The sequence below is a fragment of the Aquirufa aurantiipilula genome, assembly GCF_019923745.1.
GTDB lineage: Bacteria > Bacteroidota > Bacteroidia > Cytophagales > Spirosomataceae > Aquirufa > Aquirufa aurantiipilula.
The window spans coordinates 177,956-193,478 of record NZ_JAANOG010000001.1 but is presented as its reverse complement, the minus strand read 5'-3'; the positions used below and the strand labels follow the sequence as shown (position 1 = coordinate 193,478).

Here is a 15,523-nt window from a genome sequence, read left to right as displayed (position 1 = left end):
TATGACCGAATCTATCACGAATGGTTTTTATATTGCTGTAGAGACACAACATATGTCGGAATATGAAATTCAAAAACCATATCAACATTTTTTCTCCTACCAAATTACAATCAAAAACCTCAGTAAACAACCTGCTCAATTAGTCAGTAGATTCTGGAAAATACAAGATGGATCTGGAAAAACTGAGCATGTGAACGGTTTGGGAGTTGTTGGTCAACAACCTATCATAGAACCGAATCAATCCTTTACATATACTTCAGGATGCCCTATCATTGGAAATTTGGGTAAGATGAGTGGGCATTATACTTTTCTGAATTTGGAAAACCAATCTACTTTTTCTGTTAAAATTCCTCCATTTGAATTAGCACCTGTTTATATTTTAAATTAATGCGTTTATTTCAAAAATTATTCTTTTTATTACAAGCACAAACAAGTCATGGATTACATTCACCATCTGTATTTAGATTATATACAGAGGTCATTAATCCAATAATGAACAAGAGTATTTCTAGAAAATCAAAAACAGATGAATTAATTCAAGGTATAAGTCTATTTTATTCCCGTGAAATCGATTTAGGTGAAGTTTTCCCTTTGGTTATTCCACATTTAAATCCTGAAATTTATCAACAAATTGATCAAGATTTATTACCCAAAGCCCAAACGAACTCCATTCTTTTTATTCTGAATCCTTATGAATCTACACTCAGTCAAGATATTTGGGACACTTTGGTAGATGACCCCAGAGTAATTCATAGCATTGATTTATTTGATTTGGGTATTTTACGATTTAATCCATTAGCGAATAAACAGCATTTTATGTTGAAAAAATCGTAGGCATAAAAAAAGGCGACCGAAGTCGCCTTTTTCATGTATTTTGAAAAATATTAAACTGGCTTAGCAATTTCTACTAATACACGTTTTCCTTTAATTTGAGCACCTGCCATTTTCTCTAATACAACATTCGCATATTCCTTAGGCACATCTACATAGGTATGCTTATTCTCAATTTGAATTTGTCCTAACACATTACCAGGAATTCCAGATTCTCCAGCAAAAGCACCTACAATGTTCGAAGGAGAAATTTTCTCATTGAAACCGATATTAACAAACATACGCACCATATTCTCATCAGAACGATAAGGCTTGCCTTCTTTGTCATTTCTTGGCCCACGTGGTCCACGATCTCTGTCGCCACCACGATCATCACGTCCACCGTAACGAGAGTCTCTTTCAAAGCGACCAGCGCCACGACGACCATCACGGTCACCGCCACGATCACCACGATATCCACCGCGATCTCCGCGATCTCCACCACGGTCATCACGACCATATTTACGAGATTGACGCTCAAATTCTCCTTCTAGATTTTCATCACCAAATTCGTTCTTTTGAACACCCATGCTAATTTTCACTAAAGCAGCAACAATTTGCTCAGTAGTAAATCCAGCATGATGGAGGTTAGTTAATGCATCATTAAATACATCTAAATCTCCTTCTTGAATGGTAGCAGCCACACGTTCAATGAACATGCCTTTCTTAACACCCACTACATCAGTAAAGGTAGGAATAACACCTTTTTCAATCTTTACTTTTGTATAATTCATGATCTCGCGCAAACGATTTCTTTCTGAACCTACTACCAAAGTGAAAGCTTTACCAAATTTTCCAGCTCTACCTGTACGACCGATACGGTGTACATAATATTCTTCATCCAATGGGATATCATAATTGATAACTGCATCCACATTTTCTACGTCCAATCCACGTGCGGCTACGTCTGTAGCTACCAAGAAACCTACATTTCCATTACGGAAACGATTCATCACTTGGGTACGTTGAGATTGACGTAAATCACCATGTAAACCTTCAGCAGCATAGCCACGCATCACCAATTCTTCAACAACTTCATCAACACGTTTCTTCTGATTACAGAAAATAAGTACCAATTTCAGGTTATAAAAATCAATCAAACGAGTTGTTACTTCCATTTTCGCACGTCCTTTGACATCAAAGTACAATTGCTCAATATTCACATTCGTAATTTCGTTTTTAACAACCTTCACTAATTTAGGATTGGTTAAATAACGATTAGTTAAAGCCATGATAGGCTTAGACATCGTAGCAGAAAATAATACCACTTGACGCTCTTCTGGAATTTCTTGTAAGATACTTTCAATATCTTCTCTGAAACCCATATCCAACATTTCATCAGCCTCATCCAATACAATCATGGATGCTTGTCCTAATTTCAATGCACGACGTTCAATTAAGTCAATCACACGTCCAGGTGTACCTACAACAATGTTGGCACCAGCCTTTAAAGACTTGATTTGACGTTCGATGGAATCTCCACCATAGACCGTAGTCACCCAAACTCCTTTAGTGAATTTGGATAATTTCTTTAATTCTTCAGTTACCTGAAGAGCTAATTCACGTGTGGGACATAACACAATGGCCTGCACATATTTTTCGAATGGAGCGACATGCTCAATCATTGGAATACCAAACGCGGCAGTTTTACCTGTACCTGTTTGTGCTTGGCCGATCACATCACGACCTTCTAAAATAAATGGAATAGCTTCTGATTGAATGGGAGAAGCGAATTCAAAGCCCATTTCGTTAACAGCAGCCAGGATTCCTTCCGAAAACGGAAGCGAATCAAAGCGAATTTGATTACTCATTTGTTGTTTTTTAATTACGTTGCCCGAACACATCCGTAATTAACTCTTGCCGATAGCCCTTTACCAGGGAAAAGAATTTTACAATTAATGTAAAAAAGAGTTGTGAGGATGTATTTGTATTTCTAAAGCACAAAAGTACTTTATTAAATAATGAGAAGCAAATAAATTGTATTATTTTAATACAGACTTCTTGGTTAGCACTAAAAGTACTTGTGAATTGATTGGGACTGCTGCTTCAGGACTTATGTTGTTTCCAGCCGATTTTACCTCAATCCTATTGGGTGAAATCCCCTCGCCTACTAAGCGATTTTTAACAACAAAACCTCGTTTCAATGCTGATTTAGCATCATTTTCAGCAAATGCAAAGATTCGAATTTGTACATCCTTGTACTTGCTTAAGCCTTCTGACATCTTCTTAAAAAAGGCATCAAACGGTGATACCAATTGATTGGTTTCTGTATCAAAAGAAATTTCACTTACGCGCAATTCGGTAGATTCATTATTTGTAGTATCTGTTAAATACTCAAACATGGGTACTAAAACTGAAGTTTTGGGAACATCATAAGCTTTTCCGTCAGGCCAGCTTAAATGCGTTAATGAATCCGAGGCAATTCTTGCAGAATCAGCACTTAATTTGGTTAAACTATCGCGAAGCTTAGCTAAACTATCAATAGGGATAATTTCCTCTGTATCAGCACTAATCACTTCTTCTTCTTTACTCATATTGGTGTAAACAAACCAAGCAATAACTGAAGCTATCATCAATGATCCCAAAATAAGACCTATTACTTTCCAATTGGTAGAGGAACCACCTTCCTGATCAGAATTCAAATCAATCTCCTCTAGATTACTTTGAAAAGTGCCCGATTCATGCTTAAATACGTCGGATAAGAGTAAAATTTCTGAAATTGGACTTTGTAATTTCGGCGGACAAAGTGCTGTAAAATCAAGCTTTTGAGCAAAAAAATGCTCTCCAAATGAGTTCCAATCTTGAATATAAGCATTATCGACAACCTTCAGTCGATTCCCATACATGGCAAAACAAATGCCCAAACCCTTAACAACTAAAGAACTTTTACATTTTAACTCCCTAGAAACTAATAAAGCAATGGCACTTTTTTTATCTGGCATTAAAATACCAAATAAGCCTTCACCATATGAAATAACCTTATCCCAGTTTACACTGGCTGAAGAACTTGAAAAAATAGCTTCAATCTCTTTTGTGGGAACGGGTTTTTGATGAATGAAATTATACAATGCATTGAAACGAATTTGATTTCGAATCAGCTTTAAGGATGAACCTAAAATGATGGATTCCCAAACAGGTAATAATTCCTGTATTTTATCGACACTCTCGTTGGTTAATTGTGCTACACGTTGAATAAAAATCTCTCTCTCGCCAGCTTCCAAAATTGTAAACATCTGCCTCTTTGGGTATAATTATCCTCTAAATTACATTAGTATCATCACTTTTAGCATATATTGATTCGTATTTTTTTCATATTTCTTACTTCCATGAAAATGTATCATTAACTTTGTCAAATGAAGAAAGTATTATTCATTGACCGTGATGGAACACTTATCATTGAACCCATCACTGACCAGCAAGTAGATAGTTATGAAAAACTAGCCTTTTTGCCACAAGTCATTTCCAATTTAAAAAAAATCACCGAAATCACTGAGTTTGAATTAGTGATGGTGACTAATCAAGATGGTTTAGGCACAGCCTCTTTTCCAGAAGAAACATTTTGGCCTGCTCAAAATAAAATGCTGGAAATATTAGCCTCTGAGGGAATACTTTTTGCACAAATACATATCGACAAAAGTTTTCCGCATGAAAATTTAGCCACGAGAAAACCTGGCATCGGTTTATTAGGAGAATACTTTAGTCCTGCTTACGATTTAGCCAACTCATTTGTTATTGGTGATCGTTTAACTGATTTACAATTAGCCAAAAATCTTGGTTGCCAAGGAATTCTACTTGGTAATATGGAAGTACCAAATGAATTAGCAGATTCATTAGCTCTACAATGTGATCATTGGAATCAAATATTTCAGTTTTTTCAATTGCCTGAAAGAAAGGTTATCCACGATAGAAATACACATGAAACTAAAATCCATATTGAACTAAATTTGGATGGAAGTGGAAAGGCTAATAACCAAACTGGTCTTGGTTTTTTTGATCACATGCTAGATCAAATTGCCAAACATGCTAACATGGATTTAACAGTTAGTGTACAAGGCGATTTGCACATTGATGAACACCACACCATTGAAGATACGGGTATTGCATTAGGTGAAGCTTTTGCTATTGCACTAGGTAATAAGCGAGGAATCAACCGATATGGCTTCTTGTTGCCTATGGATGATTGCCTAGCACAAGTGGCTATTGACTTCTCCGGAAGAAATTGGTTGGTTTGGGAAGCACAATTTAAACGCGATAAAATTGGAGAAATGCCAACGGAAATGTTCTCTCATTTTTTCAAATCCTTTTCTGATGCTTCTAAATCCAATCTGAACATTAAAGCAGAGGGGGAAAATGAACACCACAAAATAGAGGCTATTTTTAAAGCTTTTGCCAAAGCTATTCGTTTGGCAGTCCAAAGAGACGTAAATAATTTAAATTCTTTACCAAGTACTAAAGGCCTGCTTTAATTTTTTTAGTATTTTTGCACGTCATTAAACATACAACTATGGGTTATTCAGGAGCAGCATTTTTCATTATTTTGTTCGCAATTTCAATTGTTATTGGTTCAAAACTTCAAAAAATTTATAAAGAAAGAGGTAAATAAGCCTCTTTCTTTATAAACAGCCTTCATCGGCAAAGCTGAAATAGCCCTGAGCAGTAATTATCACATGGTCCAATATTTGGATATCCAACATTTTACCTGCTTCCACAATTCTTTGCGTTAAATCCCTGTCTGCTTTACTAGGCTTCAACTGTCCTGATGGATGATTGTGAGCAATAATCAATGAGCTAGAAATGGTATCTAATGCTGACTTAAATAATAATTTTAAGTCGACCGATGTACCAGCCACTCCTCCCATACTCAACCTTTGCAACTTCAAAACACTGGAGGCTCGATTGAGATGCATGACCCAAAATTCTTCGTGGTTTAAATCAAATAGGTGAGGATGAAATAAACGATAGGCATCTTTGGAGCTCTGAATTACTTGAATGGCCTGAGAAGCTTCGTAGGACATCCTACGCCTCCCTAGTTCCATGGCCGCAACAAGCATTGTAGCCTTCGATTTACCTAAGCCCTTAAACTTCATGAAGTCACTCAATGAAAACCGACCTAATGTGCTTAAATTCCCTCCAATGGAATTCAGTAATTCATTCGCCATTTGTAATGCTGACTTATTGGGAATGCCAGAATGAATTAAAATGGCCAGTAGTTCATCTACTCCCAGTAAATCCTTTCCCACTAGATTTAACTTCTCTCTAGGGCGATCTTCTACATTCAGTTCTTTAATTCCTAGATGGGGTCCTTCATACTTCATGGCTTTTTTTAGCGAATGTATGAGGTATAAACGAAAAAACCCCGCCATAGGCAGGGTTTATCAAGTATATGATAATCGTGCTATTAAGCAGCGACTTTGTTAACCAACTTAGCTAATTTAGACTTCTGGTTGGCTGCTTTATTCTTATGGATGATGTTCTTCTTCGCCAATTTATCCAAAGCTGAAGAAACTTGTTTGAACAAATCTACCACTACAGAAGAGTCCGTAGTCAATCTCAATTTCTTGATCAATGTACGAGTAGATTTATGCTGATAACGATTGCGCAAACGCTTTGCTTCATTTGCCCGAATACGCTTTAGTGCTGATTTATGATTTGCCATTTTTAACTAAAAAATTTCTATTCTTTTGAAAATTGAAATGCAAAAGTAAACAATATGATTTATACTCACAAGGTTTTATTCAAAAAATGCCAGATAATTTACTTGATTTTTAGCCTCTTTTTAATCCATACTACTAAAATACGTGCAAATCCTTGGGGATTCTATGCCCATAAAAAAATCAACAAGCTGGCTATCTTTACATTACCTCCTATTTTAAGTAAATTTTACAAAAGACATATAAGCCAATTAGAAGAATGGGCTGTTCTTCCAGACCAAAGAAGGTATATTCTGGATATAGAAGCAGCTCGTCATTACATTGACTTAGATCAATATCCTCCAAAGATACATTTTACTACCTGGGAACAAGCGATAGGTATAATCTCCGAGGATAGTCTTCAAAAACACGGTATCGTCGTTTGGCATATTCCCAAAACACATCAACGATTGGTACAGGCTTTTAAAAATAATGACACGATTCAAATCATCAAATTATCAGCTGAATTAGGTCATTATGTGGCCGATGCACATGTACCCTTGCATACTACTTCCAATTACGATGGACAAAAAACAGGGCAGCATGGATTGCATAGCTTTTGGGAATCTCGCATTCCAGAATTGCTTGGGGATACAATGGAAGATTGGCTTGGGCCTTCCAAATACATAGAAAATACACAAGCCGCAACCTGGCAATGGGTCTTGCAATCCCATCATTTACTTCCTGAATTATTAATAAAAGAGAAACAATTGCAGCTAAATACCCCAGAAAACAAAAAATACAGTTTTGACAAAAAAGGAAACGTCTTAGTGAAAAACTACAGTAAGGCTTTTAGTTTAGCCTATCATAAATCCTTGAACAAACAAATAGAGATGCAATTTAATGCTGCTATTCAACATCTTGGAGATTTACTATTTTCAGCTTGGATACTAGGAGGACAAAGTGATTTCAAATAAAAATGTGCAATTTTGCAGCATGATAACAGAGCAAAGCGTACATTTAAAAAGAGGCAAAGATGCCCCAGTAAGAAGGTTCCATCCTTGGATATTTTCAGGAGCCATTTACCAACAAAGCCCCAACCTTCAAGATGGGGATTGGGTTAATGTTCTAAGTGACAAAGATGAGTTTCTAGGCTTGGGTCATTATCATGCTGGAAGTATTGCTGTTAAAATCGTGTCTTTTGCTCCTGTTGAGGATTTACAAGATTTATGGGTTCATAAAATAGCCCGGGCATGGGAACTAAGACAACAATTAAATTTTACAGATACCAATGCTTTTCGATTGATTCACGGTGAAGGTGATGGGTGCCCTGGTTTGATCATCGATGTATACCATGATGTATTTGTTTTCCAAGCCCATACCATTGGTATGTACCGCAATAAAGAGGCCATTGTAAAAGCACTTAAAATAGTTTTTGGGGACTTATTGAAGGCGGTATATGATAAAAGTAAAGAAACGCTCCCTCCGAACTTTGCAGCAAATTGTCAGAATGATTATGTACTTGGTACGGCGGCAATTCCCTATGAAATTCAAGAAAATGGAGTAAAATTTTCTGTGAATTGGGTTACAGGTCAAAAGACGGGTTTTTTCTTAGATCAACGAGATAATCGTGCCTTATTGGCACATTACGCTACCGATAAACACATTTTAAATACATTTTGTTATTCAGGCGGCTTCTCCTTATATGCTTTAAAAGCAGGTGCTTCTTCTGTCATTTCCTTGGATGCATCAGCTAAGGCCATTGATTTAGTCAATGCCAATATTAGTTTGAATAAGTTTGGTAAAAAGAAACATGAGGCTATTGTAGGAGAAACTCTACCCTATCTTAAAAACAATCAAGATGAATTTGATATCATCATCTTGGATCCTCCTGCCTTTGCAAAATCCATTAGCACCAAACACAAGGCTCTTCAAGGTTATCAAAAAATCAACCAGTTAGCGATCCAACAAATCAAGAAAAATGGTCTAATTTTCACATATTCCTGTTCTCAAGTTATCACTCGAGAATTATTCCTAAATATGTTGGTTGCTGCTGGAATAGCGGCTGGAAGAGAAATTCAAGTGATTCATCAAATGACCCAAGCACCTGATCATCCCATCAACTTGTTTCATCCTGAAAGTAATTACCTCAAAGGATTTGTATTACGAGTGATATAAAAAAAGCCATCTGAAGATTATTTCAGATGGCTTTTTTTCTTATTCTCTGGATAAATTAATCGACAAATCGAAATATTCTATTCCAGCGAATCTTCCCAGAAAATAATCCTTTATTGGGATCCAAAGACATCCAAACGAATACCGCTTTACCCACAATATGATCAGCAGGAACAAATCCCCAAAAACGAGAATCCGCTGAATTATGGCGATTATCCCCCATCATGAAATAGTAATCTTGCTTAAAGGTATAAGAAGTCAAAACCTTACCATCTTTCATTAATTTACCCCCTTCTAATGTGATATCTTTATTCCCCTCATAACTTCTTATGGCTTCTTGATACAAAGGAATTGTTTTCGAATCTAACTGAACCGTCCAACCTTCTTTGGGAACCTGTAATGGACCAAAAAAATCTCTATTCCATTTAAACTGAGTTGTATCATGAGGAAAGATATCTAAATAAGTAACCCCTTTAGGATCCTTAAATGAATTATAATCAATTTCCTTCTTGAAAGGCAATTTCATTATTTCATCCAAATGCTTTTTGCTCGTATTCAACTTATAACCCACCAGTTGATTTGTCGAATCTGCTAAAGGCAACCAATCCGAAGACTCAAAACTAGCATCCGCAGAATTTCTTATTCCATATTGATCAAAAAAGCTTTCATCTAAATCTTCTTTTGTTTTTAGGAAAACGGGATGCTGCATTCTTTCCGGATTATTTAATGCCTTGCCATTGATAAATACTTGTTGATCTCTCAACTCTAAAATATCACCAGGAGTAGCTACACAACGCTTCACATAAAAGGTCCGCAAATCTAGCGGTGCATCTCCATCTTCTTCCCAATTAGGGGCGTTAAATACGACTGCATCACCTTTTTTAACGTCCGTAAATCCAGGAAGTCGAAATACAGGTAAATCAAGCCAACGTAAATAAGATGGCAAATTGGTAAACCAAATTTTCTGATGAGTCAATGGAAGCTGTAAAGGCGTTTTGGGAGTTCGAACCCCATAATGCATTTTACTTACAAAGAGGAAATCACCCACCATCAAGGAACTTTCCATGGATGGAGTGGGAATGGTATAAGCTTCAAATAAAAAGAATCTGATCAAAGTAGCCGCTACCACAGCAAATGCTACCGAATCAAGCCATTCTCTAAAAGCCGACTTTTGTTTAGGATGTTTAGTTTCCTCTTGTTTCATTTTATTTCTTTTTCAAAAATTTATCAATCAACTCTTGGGATGGTTTATGTATGTACGGATGCGGAAAGCCTCTTTCTATGAAGTCTGGATCAAGCATGTTCGTATAACGAAAATGACATGACCATCGTATTTCATTATTCGTAATTACCCCAGATTCATGAACCAGCAAGGTGGAAAAAACAGCAATATCACCCGCTTTTAACTCTGGCTGAAGTCTTGGATATGAATTTCGATCAAAAGGCACTTCGGCAAAACCATTATCTATTTTATCCGTCAAAGGACCTAACTTATGTGATCCTGGGTAAAACACAACTGGTCCATGAGCTACTTCCACATCCATCAAAGGAATCCAAACCACCACTGAATCGGCTGAAGATAACATGGATACCCAATCCTGATGCAAAGGTGTTTTATAAAAATGCTCTGATTTAGCTAATGAGGGATGGTTGAAAAACAACACAGGGCGAGTACACATATTAGGTACTTTCATACCAATCTCGTGCATCAATTGAACTAAATCTGGATGTACAGCAATTTGATACAATTCAACCAATCCTGTTTGAATCAATTTTCCACAATTGATAAACTCATCAATATGGTTTTCGAACAATTGAACCATTTGACTCAAATAATCTCCTTGAATCCCAAAATGATCAAATTGGATTTGGAAAATTTGTTTGGCTGCCGCCTGCAACTTTTGAATTAATGCGGGATCAAAGAAACCTGGAATAACAACTACTCCTTGCTCACCTAACTCCTTCTTTATGAATTCGATATTGTGCATATTAATCTAATTTTAACATATCTTCCATACCTAAAACACCTTTCTTATCTTTCACCCATTCTGCGGCAATGACAGCTCCTAAAGCAAATCCTTCCCGACTAAATGCTTCGTGTGTAATTTCAATTTGATCTACTTTAGAAATGTATTTTACTGTATGAGTTCCCGGTTTAGTGGATTCTCTTTGTGACCAAATAGCAACTTCATTACTTTGTGGAATTTCATTATTCACCCAAGTATCTTTCGTTGGGAAAGCTGAAATTATCCCTTCAGCGATCGTTATAGCCGTTCCGCTGGGCGAATCCTTTTTCTCGGTATGATGTATCTCATTGGTATAAATATCATATTGAGTGTGAGGAGCCATTAATTTGGCCAAATGCTTGTTCAAAGCAAAAAACAAATTCACGCCAATGGAATAGTTGGAAGCATAAAAGAAGGTTGAATTATTTTTAAGTGCCAAAGCCTCTACTTCCGCCTTCTTTTCTAACCAGCCCGTAGTGCCACAAACAATGGGAATTTGCTTTTCTAAGCAAGTTAAGATATTGGCATATGCCGATGTTGGATTAGAAAATTCTATTGCCACATCGACATCTTGATTACTTAAACCCTGCAAATCATGAGGATTATCTATATCTATTTTAGCTACAATTTGATGGCCTCTACTTAAAGCAATACGCTCAATTTCCTTACCCATCTTACCATAACCAATCAAAACTATTTTCATTCCTTTACTTTTTAAAATTAAACGACAAAGATACACCAGAAACTAAACCATTTGAAAAAGACTGGTATTCAAAAGTCGGTTTTATTTTTAAGGTTATATCATCAGATACATCAAAAGTCTTTAAATGTGCGCTTACATTGGCATCAACTACATTAAATGCCCAAGCCAAAACCATCCCAATATAGGTATAATCTCGATTTCTTCGGAATCCGTCATTCAATCGTTTCAGCTGATTGACATCCAAATCTCGTACTAAACCGTCTTCATAAGGTACAGCAACCGTCGCTGGGGGCACATAGGTTGGATCATCAGGATGAGGTGAAGCAATGTAATAATAGGCACGATATTTTTCATAACGCACATTATTGTAATTGGCTATAATACCCAGCGTGATAAATGCTCCAGCAACTAGAGGTAATTTCCAATATTGACGATTATAATACTGACCCCAACCCGGAATCATCAAAGACTTTAAGGTGGCTTGGCGAGGAATAATTTTATAGGGAAGAGCTTTTTTCTTTAGTAAACTATCCGGCTTCGCTTCTTGAATTTTAACTACCGTATCCAATGCTGCATAATTCGCCTTGCATGCCCAGGAGCAAAGGAAAAAAAGAAAAAAACAAATTAAAACCCGAAAAACGGGGATAGTGGCATGCCTCATGGGTCGACTATTGTACTGCTTTCAATAGTTTTAATAGCTCTTCTTTCGACTTAAAACTAACTTTCAATTCGCCTTTGCCATCTTCATTCATTTTGAATGAAACGGGAGATTGAAAGAAACTCGCAAAGGTTTGTTGAATTTGTTGCATTTCTGCCAATGGAAGGGTTTTGGAATCATCTGGTTTTCCTAAACTAGGATGAGCAGATTGTCTTACAGCATCTTCTAATTTACGAACTGACCACTCTTCGGATATGGTTTTTTGAAAAAGAACATGTTGTAATTCAGGATTCTCCACAGACACCAAACATCTGGCATGTCCCATCGAAATTTTAGCATCACGAATGGCAGCCTGTATGATAATGGGTAATTTCAATAAACGCATGTAATTGGTCACATTGGAACGACTCTTCCCTACCCGATTACCTAAATCCTCCTGTTTTAATTGACATTCATCCATCAAACGCTTGTAGGATAAAGCAATTTCAATGGCATTTAAGTTTTCTCTTTGAATGTTCTCAATCAAAGCCATTTCAATCATTTGCTGATCATCGGCTGTTCTGACATAAGCAGGTATACTCGTTAATCCCGCCAATTTTGAAGCTTGTAAACGACGCTCTCCAGAAATTAATTGAAACTTTTTGGGAGCAATCTTTCGAACGGTGATGGGCTGAATAATACCTTGAATACGAATTGATTCAGCTAAATCAGCTAATGCTTCTTGTTCAAAATGTTCCCTTGGTTGATAAGGATTCGTTTCTATGTATTCCAATGGAATTTCATCCATCAAATTTACTCCTTCTAAACTACCCGCAAACTCTGAAGAATGCTTAGGATTTTGGGATACTTTCTCAGAATCTTCAAGCAAAGCGCCTAGACCTCTACCCAAACCTATCCTTTTTTTTGAATTTGATTCTTGCTTTGCACTCATATCGTATAATCTGCTAAACAGCCTGTAATAAACCGTTTTTGGTGATAATTTCTTTGGCTAAATTGAGGTAACTTATTGCCCCCTTACTTTCTGCATCATGTAAAATTGCAGGTATTCCAAAACTTGGAGATTCCGACAAACGGATATTTCTTGGGATAATCGTTTCAAATACCATGTTTTTAAAGTGACTATTCACTTCATTCACTACTTGATTAGACAAACGTAAACGTAGATCATACATAGTCAATAAAATACCCTCAATCATCAAATTTGGATTCAAACGAGATTGGATAATCTTTATGGTATTCAATAGTTTACCTAAGCCCTCTAAGGCATAATATTCACATTGAACGGGTATAATCACCGAATCAGCTGCTGTAAGACAGTTAATGGTTATTAAACCTAAGGATGGAGAACAATCCATGATGATGAAATCATATAAATCTTTGATTTCAGCTAATGCTTCTCGCATTCGCGCTTCACGATTATTCAAATTGATCATTTCAATCTCCGCTCCTACCAAATCAATGTGTGAAGGAATGATATCTAAAAAATCAAGTTCTGTGGAAACGATGCTTTCTTTTACTTTGGCCAAACCCACCATGCATTCATAAATACTTTGGGTGATTTCCTTAGGATTTAAACCTAATCCAGAAGTAGAATTGGCTTGTGGGTCAGCATCAATAATCAGTGTCTTAAATTCTAAAGCTGCTAGGGAGGCGGCTAAATTAATAGCTGTGGTCGTTTTACCAACTCCACCCTTTTGATTAGCGATAGCAATGATCTTACCCATGGTTAAAAATCTGAAGAATTATACGGACAAATGAAGGACAATATTACAAAATATGTTTCACATCTGAGTTCATTTTTTTAAGTTCAGTTTTAAGATTAAATCATTCTTGGTGTATCAATTTTTGTAACATTCTTGTAACTTGGTATTTGTATTCATCAACCTTTATGTCCGAAAACACAAGCAGTCATCCGAAAGGCCTTTATGTTTTGTATTCCACTGAAATGTGGGAACGATTCAATTTCTACGGTATGAGAGCATTGCTCTCGCTCTTTTTAGTTAACGCCCTTGCTTTCAAACAAACCGACGCATCCATCCTTTACGGTGGATTTTTAGGTTTAAGTTATTTGACCACGATGGCTGGGGGATATATATCTGACCGTTATCTAGGTAATCGCAATTGCATACTAATAGGAGGTTTCATTATGGCTATCGGCCAAATCTTCATGTTCTCTTCAGCAAGTAGTTTTGAAATGGATATCAGTCTTGCACAAAATTTAATGTGGGGGGGATTATTCTTTTTGATCATAGGGAATGGTTTCTTTAAACCAAATATTTCTTCTATGGTAGGACAACTATACCGCAAGGGAGATAATCGTCTGGATGCAGCATTCACCATATTTTACATGGGAATTAACACTGGTGCTTTATTAGGTATGTTAATTTGTCCTTTTTTAGGTGATGTTAAAGTCGATGGCATTCGTGTATTAGATGCCTTTAAATGGGGCTTTTTTGCTGCTGGAACAGCCATGTTGATTGGAACAGTTTCTTTTTACTTCCTTAAAAACAAATTCATAGTTGACCCTGATGGCCTCCCCGTCGGAGAAAAACCATTTTCAAATAAGGAAAATACTCCTGTAGATGGTGAAACTGAAAAAGCAGAATTCAGCTCTAAATCCATTTTTAGTGCCGTTGTATTATTCTTTATTTTGGTATTTACTTTCCATTTCTTATTCATCACAGAAGAACCTAATATCATCAAAGATTGGATATATCCTGTCATATATTCTTCAGGCTTAAGTTTGGCTTTTTTGATTATTACAGATAAAACCATCACCAGTGTAGAAAGAAATAGAATTCTTGTGATGTACATTATTTCCTTTTTTGTCATTTTCTTTTGGGCCTCATTTGAACAAGCAGGTTCTTCCTTGACATTTATAGCAGACCAACAAACCGATTTGCATTTTTTAGGAATTGAGCTTCCTCCTAGCTCAGTACAAAATGCTAATTCATTTTTTATCATTTTGCTAGCGTTCCCATTTTCTTGGCTTTGGATATGGCTCAACAAAAGAGGCTTAGAGCCCAATTCGCCAGCGAAACAGGCCATTGGATTATTACTACTTTCCATTGGATACTTAATCATTGCTTCTCAAATCAAAGATTTGGGAAATAATAAACTGGGTGTTATTTGGTTAATAGTGATGTATTTATTTCATACTATGGGGGAATTATGCTTATCTCCTATTGGGTTGTCTTTAGTTTCAAAATTAGCCCCGAAACGCTTTTCGTCTCTCCTTATGGGAGTTTGGTTTTTAGCCAATGCTGCTGGATATGCATTAGCCGGAACTTTAGGAGCCTTATTACCTCCTGCTGAAGCAGTGGTAGGGCAAGTCAACTTTCCTAGTTTCTTAGGATTTGAGATTCATAATTTATATGAGTTCTTTATGTTATTTGTCACATTAACTGGAATTGCCGCTATTATTCTATATACCTTGGCTATTGGACCTTTAAAACGAATGATGCACGGCATCCGATAAAAT

The 15,523-nt window shown here is 36.5% G+C and carries 16 protein-coding genes; 6 read left to right on the top strand and 10 right to left on the bottom strand.

Annotated elements, in window-relative coordinates; translation table 11 throughout:
• Nucleotide 1: 1 nt before the first annotated feature.
• Together apaG and G9H60_RS00850 are read left to right on the top strand one after the other, a co-directional pair.
• Nucleotides 2-388 (top strand): Co2+/Mg2+ efflux protein ApaG, encoded by a 387-nt coding sequence (apaG, locus tag G9H60_RS00855; protein ID WP_223142234.1) that lies wholly within the window; start codon nucleotides 2-4, stop codon nucleotides 386-388.
• Nucleotides 388-834 carry a hypothetical protein gene (locus G9H60_RS00850; protein WP_223142233.1) on the top strand — a complete coding sequence of 149 codons (447 nt, stop codon included), beginning with the start codon at nucleotides 388-390 and terminating at the stop codon, nucleotides 832-834. The genes apaG and G9H60_RS00850 overlap by 1 nt, the downstream gene beginning before the upstream one ends.
• Before the next feature lie 50 nt (nucleotides 835-884).
• Here the strand turns inward: G9H60_RS00850 and G9H60_RS00845 are convergent, their stop codons facing one another.
• Both G9H60_RS00845 and G9H60_RS00840 read right to left on the bottom strand, forming a co-directional pair.
• Complete coding sequence (locus tag G9H60_RS00845) at nucleotides 885-2,681, bottom strand: DEAD/DEAH box helicase (protein WP_109325037.1); 1,797 nt, start codon at nucleotides 2,679-2,681, stop codon at nucleotides 885-887.
• 171 nt (nucleotides 2,682-2,852) lie between these two features.
• Nucleotides 2,853-4,103: an OmpA family protein gene (locus tag G9H60_RS00840; protein ID WP_223142232.1), complete on the bottom strand. Its 1,251-nt coding sequence runs from the start codon at nucleotides 4,101-4,103 to the stop codon at nucleotides 2,853-2,855.
• Between the two features lie 120 nt (nucleotides 4,104-4,223).
• Between G9H60_RS00840 and hisB the strand changes: the two genes are divergently transcribed.
• On the top strand, nucleotides 4,224-5,336 hold the full coding sequence (hisB, locus tag G9H60_RS00835) for a bifunctional histidinol-phosphatase/imidazoleglycerol-phosphate dehydratase HisB (protein ID WP_223142231.1): 1,113 nt from the start codon (nucleotides 4,224-4,226) through the stop codon (nucleotides 5,334-5,336).
• 147 nt (nucleotides 5,337-5,483) lie between these two features.
• Here the strand turns inward: hisB and radC are convergent, their stop codons facing one another.
• Both radC and rpsT read right to left on the bottom strand, forming a co-directional pair.
• Complete coding sequence (radC, locus tag G9H60_RS00830) at nucleotides 5,484-6,233, bottom strand: RadC family protein (protein WP_262899909.1); 750 nt, start codon at nucleotides 6,231-6,233, stop codon at nucleotides 5,484-5,486.
• Nucleotides 6,234-6,268: 35 nt separating this feature from the next.
• On the bottom strand, nucleotides 6,269-6,526 hold the full coding sequence (gene rpsT, locus G9H60_RS00825; protein WP_109322831.1) for a 30S ribosomal protein S20: 258 nt from the start codon (nucleotides 6,524-6,526) through the stop codon (nucleotides 6,269-6,271).
• Between the two features lie 54 nt (nucleotides 6,527-6,580).
• Between rpsT and G9H60_RS00820 the strand changes: the two genes are divergently transcribed.
• Together G9H60_RS00820 and G9H60_RS00815 are read left to right on the top strand one after the other, a co-directional pair.
• Entirely contained in the window at nucleotides 6,581-7,477 is an 897-nt protein-coding gene (locus tag G9H60_RS00820; protein WP_223142230.1) for a zinc dependent phospholipase C family protein, read from the top strand.
• Nucleotides 7,478-7,496: 19 nt separating this feature from the next.
• Nucleotides 7,497-8,678, top strand: coding sequence for a class I SAM-dependent rRNA methyltransferase (locus G9H60_RS00815; RefSeq protein WP_262899908.1), 1,182 nt, complete (start codon nucleotides 7,497-7,499; stop codon nucleotides 8,676-8,678).
• Between the two features lie 55 nt (nucleotides 8,679-8,733).
• On the opposite strand, the gene lepB is transcribed toward G9H60_RS00815, so the two are convergent.
• From lepB to G9H60_RS00785, 6 genes are read right to left on the bottom strand one after another with little or no spacing between them, the layout of a single operon-like run.
• Nucleotides 8,734-9,879, bottom strand: a complete 1,146-nt coding sequence (gene lepB, locus G9H60_RS00810; RefSeq protein ID WP_223142229.1) for a signal peptidase I — start codon at nucleotides 9,877-9,879, stop codon at nucleotides 8,734-8,736.
• A 1-nt stretch (nucleotide 9,880) separates the two neighbouring features.
• Entirely contained in the window at nucleotides 9,881-10,663 is a 783-nt protein-coding gene (locus G9H60_RS00805) for a phytanoyl-CoA dioxygenase family protein (protein ID WP_223142228.1), read from the bottom strand.
• Nucleotide 10,664: 1 nt separating this feature from the next.
• Nucleotides 10,665-11,384 carry a 4-hydroxy-tetrahydrodipicolinate reductase gene (gene dapB, locus G9H60_RS00800; RefSeq protein WP_223142227.1) on the bottom strand — a complete coding sequence of 240 codons (720 nt, stop codon included), beginning with the start codon at nucleotides 11,382-11,384 and terminating at the stop codon, nucleotides 10,665-10,667.
• A gap of 4 nt (nucleotides 11,385-11,388) precedes the next feature.
• Nucleotides 11,389-12,045, bottom strand: coding sequence for a DUF5683 domain-containing protein (locus G9H60_RS00795; protein WP_223142226.1), 657 nt, complete (start codon nucleotides 12,043-12,045; stop codon nucleotides 11,389-11,391).
• Between the two features lie 7 nt (nucleotides 12,046-12,052).
• Nucleotides 12,053-12,973, bottom strand: a complete 921-nt coding sequence (locus G9H60_RS00790) for a ParB/RepB/Spo0J family partition protein (RefSeq protein ID WP_223142225.1) — start codon at nucleotides 12,971-12,973, stop codon at nucleotides 12,053-12,055.
• Between the two features lie 13 nt (nucleotides 12,974-12,986).
• Entirely contained in the window at nucleotides 12,987-13,766 is a 780-nt protein-coding gene (locus G9H60_RS00785) for a ParA family protein (RefSeq protein WP_223142224.1), read from the bottom strand.
• A 164-nt stretch (nucleotides 13,767-13,930) separates the two neighbouring features.
• Here G9H60_RS00785 and G9H60_RS00780 point away from each other — a divergent pair, with 164 nt between their 5' ends.
• Nucleotides 13,931-15,520, top strand: coding sequence for a peptide MFS transporter (locus G9H60_RS00780; RefSeq protein WP_223142223.1), 1,590 nt, complete (start codon nucleotides 13,931-13,933; stop codon nucleotides 15,518-15,520).
• The last annotated feature ends 3 nt before the right edge of the window (nucleotides 15,521-15,523 follow it).

What these genes read in the sequence shown, in the direction of transcription:
- apaG (WP_223142234.1), top strand. Translation starts at nt 2, where the DNA reads ATGACCGAATCTATCACGAATGGTTTTTATATTGCTGTAGAGACACAA.
- G9H60_RS00850 (WP_223142233.1), top strand. Translation starts at nt 388, where the DNA reads ATGCGTTTATTTCAAAAATTATTCTTTTTATTACAAGCACAAACAAGT.
- G9H60_RS00845 (WP_109325037.1), bottom strand. Translation starts at nt 2,681, where the DNA reads ATGAGTAATCAAATTCGCTTTGATTCGCTTCCGTTTTCGGAAGGAATC.
- G9H60_RS00840 (WP_223142232.1), bottom strand. Translation starts at nt 4,103, where the DNA reads ATGTTTACAATTTTGGAAGCTGGCGAGAGAGAGATTTTTATTCAACGT.
- hisB (WP_223142231.1), top strand. Translation starts at nt 4,224, where the DNA reads ATGAAGAAAGTATTATTCATTGACCGTGATGGAACACTTATCATTGAA.
- radC (WP_262899909.1), bottom strand. Translation starts at nt 6,233, where the DNA reads ATGGCGGGGTTTTTTCGTTTATACCTCATACATTCGCTAAAAAAAGCC.
- rpsT (WP_109322831.1), bottom strand. Translation starts at nt 6,526, where the DNA reads ATGGCAAATCATAAATCAGCACTAAAGCGTATTCGGGCAAATGAAGCA.
- G9H60_RS00820 (WP_223142230.1), top strand. Translation starts at nt 6,581, where the DNA reads ATGATTTATACTCACAAGGTTTTATTCAAAAAATGCCAGATAATTTAC.
- G9H60_RS00815 (WP_262899908.1), top strand. Translation starts at nt 7,497, where the DNA reads ATGATAACAGAGCAAAGCGTACATTTAAAAAGAGGCAAAGATGCCCCA.
- lepB (WP_223142229.1), bottom strand. Translation starts at nt 9,879, where the DNA reads ATGAAACAAGAGGAAACTAAACATCCTAAACAAAAGTCGGCTTTTAGA.
- G9H60_RS00805 (WP_223142228.1), bottom strand. Translation starts at nt 10,663, where the DNA reads ATGCACAATATCGAATTCATAAAGAAGGAGTTAGGTGAGCAAGGAGTA.
- dapB (WP_223142227.1), bottom strand. Translation starts at nt 11,384, where the DNA reads ATGAAAATAGTTTTGATTGGTTATGGTAAGATGGGTAAGGAAATTGAG.
- G9H60_RS00795 (WP_223142226.1), bottom strand. Translation starts at nt 12,045, where the DNA reads ATGAGGCATGCCACTATCCCCGTTTTTCGGGTTTTAATTTGTTTTTTT.
- G9H60_RS00790 (WP_223142225.1), bottom strand. Translation starts at nt 12,973, where the DNA reads ATGAGTGCAAAGCAAGAATCAAATTCAAAAAAAAGGATAGGTTTGGGT.
- G9H60_RS00785 (WP_223142224.1), bottom strand. Translation starts at nt 13,766, where the DNA reads ATGGGTAAGATCATTGCTATCGCTAATCAAAAGGGTGGAGTTGGTAAA.
- G9H60_RS00780 (WP_223142223.1), top strand. Translation starts at nt 13,931, where the DNA reads ATGTCCGAAAACACAAGCAGTCATCCGAAAGGCCTTTATGTTTTGTAT.